The organism is Gordonia sp. i37 (assembly GCF_002043085.1).
GTDB lineage: Bacteria > Actinomycetota > Actinomycetes > Mycobacteriales > Mycobacteriaceae > Gordonia > Gordonia polyisoprenivorans.
Genome location: NZ_MVPX01000422.1, coordinates 1 through 13548 on the forward strand (window position 1 = coordinate 1; position 13548 = coordinate 13548).

The window sequence follows — 13548 nt, forward strand, 5'->3', positions numbered from 1 at the left end:
AAAACCCCCCCCCCGCCGGTACTGACTAGACAGTAAGTTACTGGCGGGTATTCTTTTCTGGACAACTCCGGAGACCGACCGAACGTTACTTAGGTCAGCCTTGGCAGCGCTTGCACGTCCTCAGCAATTACGGTTACCCGTAGTAGACGTCGGACCCCGCGCACGTCAGCCCGCGCCGGAAGGTCTCTAGACAACCAGAGAGGGGCCGTGACGCCGTGAATGCCACGACGATCACCATCGGCACGATTGCCGCGGTCATCAGCCTGTTCTGCTGGGCGTTGTTCCTGCGCGGCGTGTGGACAATGGTCCGCGCCATCGCACAGGGTCAGCGCGTCGACAGTTCACGCTACTTCCCGATCCTCCCGCGACTGTGGACGATGCTCAAGGAGTTCGTCGGCCACACCCGGATGGTGAAGTTCCGAACGGTCGGCTGGGCGCACTGGCTGGTGATGTTCGGCTTCCTCATCGGCGCGATCTTCTGGTTCGAGGCCTACGGGCAGATCTTCGACCCGCATTTCCACTGGCCGGTCATCGGCGCCTGGAACATCTACATCTTCGCCGACGAGGTCCTCGGACTCGGCACGGTCATCGGCATCACCGTGTTGATGATCATCCGCCAGCTCAATCACCCGCGGGTGCCCGAGCGCCTGTCCCGCTTCTCCGGCTCCCGCTTCGGTGCCGCGTACTTCGTCGAGTGGGTGGTGCTGCTCGAAGGTCTGGGCATGGTCTTCGTCAAGACCTTCAAGATCTCGGCCGGCCTCGAGGATCCGCCCATCTGGACCTCCTTCTTCACCCACTACTTCGCGCAGCTCTTCGAAGGGTCGTCGGAGTACTGGGTCACCGGTGCCGCGGTCATCAAGCTGATGAGCGGCATGATCTGGCTGGCCGTGGTGGGCTCCAACATCGACTGGGGCGTGGCCTGGCACCGCTTTGCCGCGTTCTTCAACATCTATCTCAAACGCGAGGCCGACGGCGGCGTCGCACTCGGCGCGGCCAAGCCGATGATGTCGGCGGGCAAGGTCCTCGACATGGAGACCGCCGACCCCGACGTCGACGCCTTCGGCGCCGGCAAGGCCGAGGACTTCTCCTGGAAGGCGTGGCTGGACTTCACCACGTGTACCGAGTGCGGCCGTTGCCAGAGCCAGTGCCCGGCATGGAACACCGGAAAACCGTTGAGCCCCAAGCTGCTCATCATGTCGCTGCGCGACCACGCGCAGGCCAAGGCGCCCTATCTCATCGCCGGTGGACGCACCGACATGGGTGGCGACGAGGTGGGTCTCGTCGACGCCGACGGCAATCCCGACGAGGCCAAGCTCGCCAAGATCCCCGAGGCCGCACGCGCCGAGGCCGCCCGCAAGCTGGTCGGCGAGTCGGCCGGCACCGGGGCGATCGACGGTGAACTCGGTGCGGTCATCGACACCGAAACCCTGTGGAGCTGCACCACATGCGGAGCGTGTGTGGAGCAGTGCCCGGTCGACATCGAGCACGTCGACCACATCATCGACATGCGCCGCTACCAGGTGCTCATCGAGTCGGACTTCCCGACCGAGCTCGCGGGCATGTTCAAGAACCTGGAGAACAAGGGCAACCCGTGGGGCCAGAACTCCTCGGCGCGCACCAACTGGATCGACGAGATGGACATCGAGATCCCGGTGTTCGGCCAGGACGTCGAATCGTTCGAGGGCTTCGAGTACCTGTTCTGGGTGGGTTGTGCCGGCGCCTACGAGGACCGCGCGAAGAAGACCACCAAGGCCGTCGCCGAGCTGCTCGACATCGCCGCAGTGAACTTCCTGGTCCTCGGCGAGGGCGAGACCTGTACCGGTGACTCGGCTCGCCGCGCGGGCAACGAGTTCCTGTTCCAGATGTTGGCGCAGCAGAACATCGAGATGATGAACGAGGTCTTCTCGACCGCTCCACAGCAGCGCAAGAAGATCGTCGTCACCTGTGCGCACTGCTTCAACGCGCTGGGCAACGAGTACCCGCAGCTGGGCGCAAAGTACGAGGTCGTACACCACACGCAACTGCTGAACCGCCTGGTTCGGGAGAAGCGTCTGGTACCCGTCGCGCCGCTGGGTGAGGGCGTGACCTATCACGACCCCTGCTATCTCGGTCGCCACAACAAGGTTTACGACGCCCCGCGCGAGCTGATGGCGGCCTCCGGGTCGAACCTGCGGGAGATGCCGCGCCACGGCGAACGGTCCATGTGCTGCGGCGCCGGTGGCGCCCGCATGTGGATGGAAGAGCAGATCGGCAAGCGCATCAACATCGACCGGGTCGACGAGGCGCTCGACACTCTCGGCGACAAGATCGGCGGCGACGTCCCGCAGAAGGTCGCCACCGGTTGCCCGTTCTGCCGCGTGATGCTCACCGATGGTGTGACCGCTCGAACCTCGGGCACCGAGAACGAGGGCAAGGTCGAGGTCGTCGACGTCGCACAGTTGCTGCTCGAGTCGGTCACGCGTGGGGCCCCCGAGGTCAAGCGTGGTGGACGTTTCCTCGGTCCGATTCCCAAGCCGGCACCGGAGCCGGAGCCCGAACCCGAGGAGGAGAAGGCTCCCGCCGCGGCCGCCGCATCTGCTGGTGCCACGACCGAGGCCAAGCCGAAGCCGAAGGTCGGCCTGGGCATGAAGGGCGGCAAGAAGCCCGGTGCTGCCAAGGCCGCCCCCGCGGATTCGGGTGAGACCGCCTCGGGTGACGCCGCTGCGGCCGAAAAGAAGCCCGCGGCCAAGGGATTCGGGATGAAGGGCGGCAAGAAGCCGGGCGCCGCCGCGAGCTCCGCCCCGGCGCCTGCTGCCGACGCCGGCTCGACCGAGACCGGCTCAACCGAGGCCGCAGCTGCCGAAAAGAAGCCCGCCGCCAAGGGATTCGGCATGAAGGGCGGCAAGAAGCCCGGCGCCGCCGCGAAGTCCGCTGCGCCCGCACCGGCCGAGCAAGAGTCGTCGGCCGCGGTCGCCGACGCCGCCACCGAATCCGGTGAGACCAGCGGTGCTCCGAAGAAGGCCGCCGCCAAGGGCTTTGCGATGAGTGGCGGCAAGAAGCCCATGAAGAAGCCGGGGGGCGCTGCGAAGGCCCCGGCGCAACCGAATGCGGCCGCTGCCGATGCCGGAGTGACCGCACCCGCGGAAAACCAGGTGGACGACGCCGATTCCGCGCCCGACGCCGCGGCGACCGCCGACACCGAGTCGGCAGGTTCGGTGAGCGCGGTGACCGAAGCGAGTACCGCCAAGGCCAAGGGTTTCGGCATGGCCGCAGGCAAGAAACGCCCCGGCGCGAAGGCCGCCGCGGCGGCTGCACCCGCCGCACCCGCGACAGCGCCCGAAACAACGCCGACAGCGCCCGCTGAGGAGCCGACGGCGCCCGAAGCACCGCCGACAGCGCCCGAAACAACGTCGACAGCGCCTGAGGAGACCGCGACAGCGCCTGCTGAGGAGCCGACGGCGCCTGCCGAGGACGAAACCCCTGCGGCGTCGTCCGACGGATCGGCGTCCAACGGATCAACATCGGACGATCGGACGATCGGCGAGGTCGGTGCGTCGAAGGCCAAGGGCTTCGGATTGGCCGCGGGCAAGAAGCGGCCCGGTCACCGGTCGTGACGATCGACGCCTGAATATCCGCTCACAACGAGCCCGCCCGGTTGATTCCGGGCGGGCTCGTTGCTTTCGGCTCGTCGAAGCGCTGTCGGCGCCATGGGGAGCGCTGTCGGCGAAGTGGAGGGCGCCGTCACGGGTTTACTGGGCGCTGTCGGCGATACAGGGGGCGCTGTCGGCGAAATGGAGAGCGCTGTCGGCGCGCTCACCAACCCCGAGAAATCGATTTGCCTGCGGCTGCGACAATTGAACCCGTGAGTAGGCCTTACGTATCCCACCTGAACCAGAACCTCAAGCCGCTCGAGCAGTCCCTGAAGCTGCAGAACGTGTGCTACGAGATCAGGGGGCCGGTGCACGCGCACGCGGCCCGGTTGGAGGCCGAGGGCCACCGGATCATGAAGCTCAACATCGGCAACCCGGCGCTGTTCGGCTTCGAGGCCCCCGACGTCATCATGCGCGACATGATCCACGCCCTGCCCTACTCCCAGGGGTACTCCGAGTCCGCGGGCGTGCTGTCCGCCCGGCGGGCCGTCGTAACGCGCTACGAGCTCATCCCCGATTTCCCGTACTTCGACGTCGACGACGTCATCCTCGGCAACGGTGTCTCCGAGCTGATCACGATGACGATGCAGGCGCTGCTCAACGACGGCGACGAGGTCCTCATCCCGGCACCGGACTATCCACTGTGGACCGCGATGACCGCACTGTCCGGCGGTCAGCCGGTGCATTATCGGTGCGACGAGAGCAACGGCTGGAACCCCGACATCGAGGATGTCGAGGCCAAGATCACCGACCGCACCAAGGCACTGGTGATCATCAATCCGAACAACCCGACGGGCGCGGTCTACTCCCGCGAGGTGCTCGAGAAGCTCGCCGACATCGCGCGCAGGCATTCGCTGCTGATCCTCGCCGACGAGATCTACGACAAGATCCTCTACGACGACGCCGTCCACACCAACATCGCCTCACTGGCCCCGGACCTGTTGTGCCTCACCTTCAATGGACTTTCCAAGGCCTACCGCGTGTGCGGTTATCGCGCCGGCTGGGTGGTCCTCACCGGCCCGAAGGAGCACGCGCAGGGTTTCATCGAGGGTCTCGGCATCCTCGCCTCGACGCGCTTGTGTTCCAACGTGCCCGGCCAGCACGCGATTCAGGTGGCACTCGGCGGGTATCAGAGCATCGACGCCCTCGTCGAGCCCGGCGGCCGCCTGTTCGAGCAGCGCAACGTCACCTGGGAGAAGCTCAATCAGATCCCCGGCGTCAGCTGCGTCAAACCCAGCGGCGCGCTGTACGCCTTCCCTCATCTCGACCCCGAGGTCCACGAGATCCACAACGACGAGCTGTTCGTCCAGGATCTGCTGCTACAGGAGAAGATCCTCGTGGTGCAGGGCACCGGCTTCAACCTCGACGACCACAACCACTTCCGGATCGTCACCCTGCCGTGGGCGCGTGAGCTCGGCGAGGCGATCGAGCGGATCGGCAACTTCCTCTCCTCGTACCGCCAGTAGCCAATCCGGCGTCACACGTACCCGCACACCGGCGTCCGAGCCTCGGACGTCGGTGTTCTCGTATCCGAAGCCTGCCCATTGGCTATTCCTGTAACCGCTGGTAACGTGTACTCCTATCCAGGGGATCGAGGAGTCGATGGTGAGTTGGAAGCGGCGCAGGAACGTCAACAGCGCAGGGGTGAACCTCGCACTGTTCGAGGCGGTCGCCGACGACGGCACCGCCACCGACGACGACGCGCCGACGATCCTTCTCGTGCACGGTTGGCCCGATACCCACGTGGTGTGGGACGGCGTCGCCGCCCATCTGGCCCGTCACACACGGGTCTTCGCCTACGACACCCGCGGCATGGGTGACAGCGATCGCCCACTGCCGGTGTCGGCGTATCGGATCGAGAATCTCGCCGACGATCTGTTCGCCGTGGCGGCCACGGTCAATCCGGGCGGCAAGGTTCACGTCGTCGCCCACGACTGGGGATCCATCCAGAGTTGGGAGGCGGTCTCGCGCAGCGGCGCCGCAACGCAGATCGAGTCGTTCACCTCGATCTCCGGGCCGAGCCTCGACCATGTCGGAGCCTTGTTGCGCCACAACATCACTCACCCGACGCCACGCAATCTGGGCACCTCCATCTCGCAGATGGTCAGCTCCACCTACATCGGCCTGTTCCATCTACCGGTGCTGCCTCGACTGTTTCTCGGAGTTCTCGGCTCCCCGCGGGTGTGGCGCGAGTTCCTGCATCTGATGGACGGCACACCGCGCGATGCGATCACCACCGCCCCGACGCTACGCCGCGACATGAACTCCGGGATCCGGTATTACCGCGCCAACATCCTTCGGCGCCTGCTGTTCCCGTCGCCGCGTACGGTCGCGGTACCGGTTCTCGAACTGCTCAACACCCGCGACTTCGCGATCCGTCCGGCAACGTTCTCGACCACCCACCGCTACGTCACCCGGCTGTGGCGCCGCGACGCCGCGACCGGGCATTGGCTGCCCTCGACGCACCCCGCCTACATCGCCGAGAACGTACGCAACCTCCTCGCCACCCTCGACGGTGATCGTCTCGTCCCCGAGAGCTTTTCGCGAACACGACGTTACGGCCCCGGCCAGACGTTCACGGGCCGGCTCGCGGTCATCACCGGAGCGGGCAGCGGTATCGGCCGCGAAACGGCACGGGCCCTCGCCGAACTCGGATGCGACGTCGTCCTCGCCGACATCGACACCACAGGCGCCGAGGTGACCGCCCGCCTGTGCAAGGAAAGCGGCTCGGCCACAGCGGTATACCACCTCGACGTCGCCGACACCGACGCCTTCATCGACTTCGCGAAGGACGTCGAGCGTGAGCACGGGGTCCCCGACATCGTCGTGAACAACGCCGCGATCGGGCTCTCCGGATCGTCGCTCGACGCCACCGACGAACAGATCGATCGCCTGTTGGAGATCGATCTTCGCGGTGTCCTCACCGGGTGCCGGGAGTTCGGCCGACAGATGGTGACCCGCGGAACCGGCGGCCACATCGTCAATCTCGCGTCCGCGGCGGCCTTCACTCCGCAACGGGGACTGGGCATCTTCGCCGCGGCCAAGGCCGGGGTGTTGCTCTACAGCGAATCGTTACGCGCAGAGCTGGCCGAGCATCACATCGGCGTCAGCGCCATCTGCCCCACCGTGCGCGACACACCGGACGCCGACGAGGTCGCCGCACAGATCGTCACGGCGATCCGCGCCGACAGGGCCGTGGTACCGGTGACACCCGAAGCCCGGATAGGTTATCGCCTCTACCGTTTCACCCCGTGGATCTCTCGTGTCATCGCCCGACGTCAGGTCGTCGGCGCGACGCGACCGTGAAAGGAACGATCATGTCTGCCCAGGCCCATTCCATCAACGACTCCCGCGAGCCCGCCGACGCCGACGGGTCCGACCCGGGCCCCGTCGAACTGCATGCCCGCAACGTTGCTTTCGACTGGACGCAGACACCACTGCACTGGATTCCCGGACACCCGGTCGCGTCGAACTTCATCAGCGTTCTCAATCTCCTTCTCCCCGAGGGCGAACGGTGGTTCGTCCAGACCTACAACGAGGCACTGCCACTGGTGCGCGACGACGAACTCGCCGCGACGATGCGCGGATTCATCGGCCAGGAGGCCATGCATGCCGAGGCCCACGACCACGTGCTGTGGGAGTTCCTCGACCACCACGGCATCGATCCGCGCCCGTTCTGTCGGCAGATGGAGTGGATCTTCCGGAAGTTGTTGGGGCCACTGGAGAAAGCCACTCCGGCGGCACGCCAGAAACACCTCATCGAACGTTTGTGGCTGATCGCAGCGCTCGAGCACTACACCGCCATCCTCGGTGACTTCGCGCTCAACAACACCTGGGTCGAGCACGGTGCCGACCCGGCGATGACGGATCTGTTCACCTGGCACGGCGCGGAGGAGGTCGAACATCGGGCGGTCGCCCACGAGGTCGCGGTGTACTTCGGCGACAGCTACCTGCGTCGCGGGCGGGCCATGCTGGTGGCACTGCCGGTCTTGCTGCTGCTCGTCAATCGTGGGTTCCGGTTCATCATGAAGTCCGACCCGACGATCGACTACAACTTCTTCCAGCGCGAGTACCACTACTTCCGCGGGGTGCGAGCCGGGGTCCTGCCGAAGCTGTGGAAGATCGTCTTCTCGACCTTCAGCTACTTCCGTCCGGGGTTCCACCCCAACGAAATCGGTTCCACCGCACAGGCCGTCGCTTATCTGGCGGCCTCACCGGCGGCCCGGAACGCGAGCTGAGGAGCTGCGACGAGATGAACCAGCGCGCACATCCCCACACGACGACGATGACCTCTCCGCCACCGCATCTCTACGGGCGCTGGCGCCACGACCCGTTGCTGACCGTCGGCACGGCCATCTCGAAGATCTGGTGGCCACTGTGGCGGCCGTTGTCGCCGCTGCACGACACCGTCGCCGACAACGGCATCACCGTGGTGCGCGTCGTCAGCCGTGAGGTGGTCGCCGAGGACGAGAACGTCGTCGCACTGACCTTCGCCGACCCCGACGGCGGGCTCCTGCAGCGCTGGCACGCCGGGGCACACCTGGATCTGCTGTTGCCGTCGGGCCGGATGCGTGAGTATTCGCTGTGCGGCGATCCCGCCGATCAGTACACCTATCGCATCGCCGTGCGCCGCATCCCCGACGGCGGTGGCGGATCGATCGAAGTGCACGACACGCTGAAGGTCGGTGATCTCCTCTCGATCAAGGGCCCGCGCAACGCATTTCCGATCTCGCTTCCGGGTCATGGCTCCGCGGCGACAAAGCTGCGGTTCATCGCCGCGGGCATCGGGATCACACCGATCCTGCCGATGCTCGCCGCCGCCGAACGCTTCGGTCTGGACTGGTCGATGATCTACACCGGCCGCTCGCCCGAGTCGATCCCGTTCCGTGACGAGGTCGCGCGCTTCGGCGACAAGGTGACCATCCGCACCGACGACGCCGACGGACTTCCGACGATGGACGCACTCCTCGGTGACGTCGACCCCGAGACCGGTCGTGCCCCATCGGGTCTCGCGGTGTACTGCTGTGGCCCGGTGCCGATGCTGGAAAGTCTGCGCCGACATCTCGCCGACCGCCCCGACATCGAGCTGCACTATGAGCGATTCACCCCACCGCCGGTGGAGAACGGCCGTGAGTTCATCGCGACCATCGCCTCCACCGGTGCCGAGATCACGGTCGGTGCAACCGAATCGCTGCTCTCTGCTGTGCAGCGCGAGATCCCGTCGGTGCCGTACTCGTGTCGACAGGGCTTCTGCGGAACCTGCAAACTCGGGACCCTCGCCGGGGCGATCGACCATCGCGACAACATCCTCACCGAGCCCGAGCGCGCCGCAGGTCAGATCCTGACCTGCGTCTCACGCGCCCAGGGCGATCACCTCACGCTCGATCTCTGACCAAGACGTCGGCGGTATCACTTTCGGCAGCAACGGAATCCGCGGCGGGTGACACGCCACGCGGCGCTCCGCGCAACAGTGCCGCTGCGGCCACTGCCGCGGCCGCGGTGATGGCCACCGCGACCCACACCGCCGAGTGCAGCCCGTCGACGAAGACGTCTTGCACGGCCGCGCGCATGGCGTCGGCCGCGGCACCCGGCGCCCGCCCGGCGACCTCGACACCGGCCATCACCGACTGTTCGGCGATGGCGCCCGCCGCATGGGGAACACCAAGCGCGGCAAGCTTGTCCCCGACCCCCGAGGTGTAGACCGAGGTGAGCACCGACCCGAGCACCGCAACCCCCAGCGTGCCGCCGACCTCGCGCGTGGTGTCGTTGACGGCACTGCCCGCACCGGCTTGTTCGGGCTTGAGCGTATCCATGATCAGTTGGGTGCACGGGCCGGAGATGAACGCCAATCCCATGGCCATCAGCGACATCGACCAGATGATCAGTTCCCAATAACCCGAAGTACGCGTGGAGAATTCGACCAGCGCGAAGCCGCCGGCCATCAGCAGCGCTCCGGCCACCACCACCGGACGTGGCGAGAAGCGGTGCGACAGCGCCATCGCGACCGGCGAGAAGACGGCCATCACCACCGCGAACGGCAGTGTGCGCACACCGGCGTCGAGCGGGCCGTATCCCTTGACTGCCTGGAAGAACTGGGTGATGAGGAAGATGAATCCGAACAGCGCGAAGAATGCGACGCTGACCATGCCTGCGGCGGTGGCGAAGTGGCGATTGGCGAAGAGCCGGACGTCGAGAATCGGATGTGCGATGACGAGTTGGCGCCAGATGAACAGCCCGATCACCACCACGGCACCGGCGAGACCACCGATGGTCCGCGGATCGCCCCACCCGAAGTGCGGCCCCTCGATCAGCGAATAGACCAGCAGGCCGAGGCCGACGATCGAGAGCAGCAGACCGCCGATGTCGAAGCGGGACACCGTCGTCGGACGTGTTCCGGGTACGACGGCGAGGATCGCGACCGCCGCGATCACTCCCATCGGCAGGTTCACCCAGAACACCGACGACCAACTGAAGTGCTCGAGCAGCCACCCACCGAGTACTGGGCCGATCGCGACCGCCACGCCCGACGTCGCCGCCCAGACCCCCACGGCCGCAGCACGTTCGCGACCCTCGGCGAAGATCGTGGTGATGAGGGCCAGGGTGGCCGGGAAGACCAGTGCGGCAAAGAGTCCCAGCCCGCCACGGGCGGTGATCAGCTGTCCCAGGGTCTGCGACTCGGCCGCGAGCGCCGAGACGGCGACGAATCCGGCGATGCCGAAAAGCAGCATCCGGCGATGCCCGTAGCGGTCACCGAGATATCCGCCGGTGACGAGGAGACCAGCGAACACGAGGGTGTAGGCGTCGACGATCCATTGCAGTCCGGAGATGCCGGCGTCGAGATCGCGCGACATGGTCGGCAGCGCGACATTGACGATCGTGTTGTCGATCATCACGAGTAGTTCGGCGAAACACAGGGCGCCCAGCGCCCACCAACGAGTCCGCATCACACGTCCTTTCGGGAAACGGCCAGAAGAGTTCTGTAACGGCGATCCATTGTTGTAGCACGTTGTTCTACACAAGAAGAACACTGTTCTAGTAGGTTGTCAATATGGCCAGTCCCTCGACGCCCGGTTCTTCGACGCGCGCTTCGTCACCCCAGCGCCGCACCCCTGCCACCGAGGTCCGGGCCAATCTGATCCGCGCCGGTCGCCGCATTCTCGAGACCGATGGGGTCAACGGCCTCACCGTCCGGGCGGTCGCGAAGGCCGCGGGGGTCGCGCCGATGGGTGTCTACAACCACTTCGATGGCAAGGAAGGCCTGCTCGATGCCCTGGTCAGCGATGCCTTCGTCGAGTTGGGACGGGTGGTTGCCACCACCGAGGCCGACGCCACCGAGCGACTGACCCACAGCGGGCGGGCCTACCGGCAGTTCGCCCTGGACTACCCGATGCTCTACGCGCTGATGTTCTCCGCAGACTGCGATCCGGCGACCGAGGCCGCCGGGTCGGCCTTCGACGCACTCGCCGACGTCATCCGATACGGCCAGGTTGCGGGCGTGATCCGGGCGGGTGACCCGCTGGGGTTGGCGATGGAGGTGTGGTCGTGTGTGCATGGCGCGGTCAGTCTCGAACTGGCGGAAGCGGGCCCACCGTTCATCGACCCCGCACAGAACTACGCCGCGGTGATCGCACTGATCGCGCGAGGACTGCGCCCCTGACCACTCGCAGTTCGCCGACCTGGCCGAACGTCGATGCCCATCTGAGAGAATGTGCAATCGTGACCGAATACCGGATTGACGACCTGGCGCGCGCGGCCGGGACGACCACCCGGAATGTGCGCGGGTATCAGGACCGTGGCCTGCTACCGCGACCGCTCCGACGCGGACGCATCGCCATCTACACCGATGCCCACCTCAAGCGCCTGAAGGTGATCAACGACCTGCTCAAGCGTGGTTTCACGATCCGCCACATCGGCGAGTTCCTCACCGGGGTGCAGCGCGGCGACGACCTCGCCGACGTCCTCGGGTTGCGCGAGGTGGTCTCCGAGCGGTGGTCGACGACACAATCGGCGACGGTGAGCGCCGACGAACTCGCCGAGATGCTGCACACCACCGACCCCGACAACATCGCGCGGCTCACCGAGTTCGGCCTCATCCGGCCCGACTCCGACGATCCCGACCCACAGGGCTATGTGATCCTCGATCCCGAGACCGTCGCCGGCTACGGCCGTCTCGTCGCGCTCGGTCTCACCCTGAGTCACATCCTCGACGTCCACGCCGAACTCGACCGCGCGATGGATGCCGCCGCGAACACCCTCATCTCGGCGGGCCGCCGTCAGGTGACGCTGGGGCATGCCGACGGGTGGATTCCGCAGACTGCCGAGGAGTCCGAGAAGACCACCCGGCTCCTCACCGAACTCCGACGCTCCGGCCAGGTTTCGGCGCACAACGCACTCGACCGCGCACTCGACCGGGACATGGCACGCCAGCTCGCCGACTACCTGGACGCCGCACGCGAATCCGGTCAGGACCCCGAGCTCGCCGACTGACCTGTAGGGCGCAAAATCGGGCGCTCGCGTGCCTCACGGGATGACGATGGGCGGGCGACCGGGGATCGGGATGGTCAGTCGGGGCGCGGGTCGCGGCTGAGCCCGGCGCGGAGGGTTGTTCGGGGTGCGCGAGTTGGTCTGAACCGGCGGCGGAGGCGGCGGCGTCGTGTAGACGACCGCGGGCTGGCGGGCTTGCACCAAATCGGACGGGTCGGCGAACTGCGGTGGCGAGATCGGCGTCGACGACGTCGCGGCGGCCTGCTCGGTGGTCGTCGAGACCGCGGCCGCGGGCGGTGCCGGTGCGGGTGAGCAGCCTGCGGACGACACGGCCATCGCGGCCCCGAAGACGAGTAGCACCCCGGCCACCGCACCGCCGAGCAGCCAGCGCGGCCGCGAATACCATCGGCGATCTGCCGCGTGGAGCTCCGAACCGACAAGCGCGTCGTGGTCGTCGAAGAGGGAGTCCTCGAGACGTGGATCGTCGCGGTGGGGATGATCGCCGCCGTGTAGGACCGGAAGCTTGTCGGTCACCGTGAGGATCTCCTCGGTGACGGCGTCGGCGACCTCGGGCGTGGACTGCTCGGCCGCAAGCGACTCCGCGGCCGGCGCTGCGGGGATCGGTGCTGCGGGGATCGGTGCGGGCTCCACGACGCTGACGACGTCACCACTGACCGGGCCGGGAGTCGGGAAATCGCCGGACGGCGTCGGCGTCACGCCATGGGTCGGCGTGTGCAGGCTCGCCTCGTCGTCGACGACGATGACCGGCTTGCGGCGGGCGTCGGCGAGCATCGCGGGCAGTCCGGGCCACTGCGTGTGGGTGGTGGTGAGCACGACGGGCGCCTCGGCGGCCCCGGCCTGGGCGAGCACGTCGTCGAGGTGCGCCGCAAGGTCGGCGACCAACGCGGCGGTGGCCACCTCGACGTCGCGTCGCGTCACGCGAAACAGTCGGACCTGCCGCTCGCCCATGATGAACGCGCCGCCCGACGCCGCGAGCCGGGTGCGGGCCCGGCCGGCCAGTTTGCGGAGTTCGTCGCGCCACTCGTCATCGGTGGGGCGGTTGACCCGGCCGACCGCAACAAGGTGCTCGGCGAGTGCGCGGTCGAGCTCGCGCGGCGTGATGTCGTGCAGCGGGGGTGCGGCCAGAAGTACCTGGTCATCGACGGTGTCGGCGACCACGATCACCGCTCCGGTGACGTCGAGGTCCACGACCGCGGCGACATGCGCGCCGAGGGTGGAGACCCGCTGGCGGACCGGCTCGGTGAGAGCCGCGTCGATCACGCGGGTTGCGGTGTGTGACTGTTCGATCATCGTGGGTGACATTCCTGCGGTCGTCGGGGGCGCTGCACTCGTCGACCGATTACCCCGGTCGAACCGGGATGAATCCCGGTCGCCCGGACGCCCCCTGCGCCCATCGATTGTCAACTTAGCATGT

At 67.0% G+C, this 13548-nt stretch carries 9 protein-coding genes; 7 read left to right on the forward strand and 2 right to left on the reverse strand.

Features of this window, described 5'->3' with window-relative positions:
* Window positions 1-215 precede the first annotated feature (215 nt).
* The 5 genes from B1964_RS20995 to B1964_RS21015 all read left to right on the forward strand — a co-directional run bounded on the left by B1964_RS20995 (window position 216) and on the right by B1964_RS21015 (window position 9021).
* Complete coding sequence (locus B1964_RS20995) at window positions 216-3593, forward strand: (Fe-S)-binding protein (RefSeq protein ID WP_079931152.1); 3378 nt, start codon at window positions 216-218, stop codon at window positions 3591-3593.
* A 248-nt stretch (window positions 3594-3841) separates the two neighbouring features.
* Window positions 3842-5095, forward strand: a complete 1254-nt coding sequence (locus tag B1964_RS21000) for a pyridoxal phosphate-dependent aminotransferase (RefSeq protein WP_079931153.1) — start codon at window positions 3842-3844, stop codon at window positions 5093-5095.
* A 136-nt stretch (window positions 5096-5231) separates the two neighbouring features.
* Window positions 5232-6935 (forward strand): SDR family oxidoreductase, encoded by a 1704-nt coding sequence (locus B1964_RS21005; RefSeq protein ID WP_079931154.1) that lies wholly within the window; start codon window positions 5232-5234, stop codon window positions 6933-6935.
* A gap of 11 nt (window positions 6936-6946) precedes the next feature.
* Window positions 6947-7867 carry a metal-dependent hydrolase gene (locus B1964_RS21010; protein WP_006369997.1) on the forward strand — a complete coding sequence of 307 codons (921 nt, stop codon included), beginning with the start codon at window positions 6947-6949 and terminating at the stop codon, window positions 7865-7867.
* A gap of 14 nt (window positions 7868-7881) precedes the next feature.
* Window positions 7882-9021, forward strand: coding sequence for a ferredoxin reductase (locus B1964_RS21015; RefSeq protein WP_079931155.1), 1140 nt, complete (start codon window positions 7882-7884; stop codon window positions 9019-9021).
* Here B1964_RS21015 and B1964_RS21020 read toward each other — a convergent pair.
* Window positions 9005-10573, reverse strand: coding sequence for an MFS transporter (locus B1964_RS21020; protein WP_079931158.1), 1569 nt, complete (start codon window positions 10571-10573; stop codon window positions 9005-9007). The genes B1964_RS21015 and B1964_RS21020 overlap by 17 nt on opposite strands.
* Window positions 10574-10677: 104 nt before the next feature.
* Here B1964_RS21020 and B1964_RS21025 point away from each other — a divergent pair, with 104 nt between their 5' ends.
* Both B1964_RS21025 and B1964_RS21030 read left to right on the forward strand, forming a co-directional pair.
* Window positions 10678-11286 (forward strand): TetR/AcrR family transcriptional regulator, encoded by a 609-nt coding sequence (locus B1964_RS21025; protein WP_079931156.1) that lies wholly within the window; start codon window positions 10678-10680, stop codon window positions 11284-11286.
* 59 nt (window positions 11287-11345) lie between these two features.
* Window positions 11346-12116: a MerR family transcriptional regulator gene (locus B1964_RS21030; RefSeq protein WP_079931157.1), complete on the forward strand. Its 771-nt coding sequence runs from the start codon at window positions 11346-11348 to the stop codon at window positions 12114-12116.
* 33 nt (window positions 12117-12149) lie between these two features.
* Here the strand turns inward: B1964_RS21030 and B1964_RS21035 are convergent, their stop codons facing one another.
* Window positions 12150-13424 (reverse strand): hypothetical protein, encoded by a 1275-nt coding sequence (locus B1964_RS21035; protein ID WP_079931159.1) that lies wholly within the window; start codon window positions 13422-13424, stop codon window positions 12150-12152.
* Window positions 13425-13548: the final 124 nt, after the last annotated feature.

What these genes read in the sequence shown, in the direction of transcription:
- B1964_RS21005 (WP_079931154.1), top strand. Translation starts at nt 5,232, where the DNA reads ATGGTGAGTTGGAAGCGGCGCAGGAACGTCAACAGCGCAGGGGTGAAC.
- B1964_RS21035 (WP_079931159.1), bottom strand. Translation starts at nt 13,424, where the DNA reads ATGATCGAACAGTCACACACCGCAACCCGCGTGATCGACGCGGCTCTC.
- B1964_RS21010 (WP_006369997.1), top strand. Translation starts at nt 6,947, where the DNA reads ATGTCTGCCCAGGCCCATTCCATCAACGACTCCCGCGAGCCCGCCGAC.
- B1964_RS21025 (WP_079931156.1), top strand. Translation starts at nt 10,678, where the DNA reads ATGGCCAGTCCCTCGACGCCCGGTTCTTCGACGCGCGCTTCGTCACCC.
- B1964_RS21020 (WP_079931158.1), bottom strand. Translation starts at nt 10,573, where the DNA reads ATGCGGACTCGTTGGTGGGCGCTGGGCGCCCTGTGTTTCGCCGAACTA.
- B1964_RS21015 (WP_079931155.1), top strand. Translation starts at nt 7,882, where the DNA reads ATGAACCAGCGCGCACATCCCCACACGACGACGATGACCTCTCCGCCA.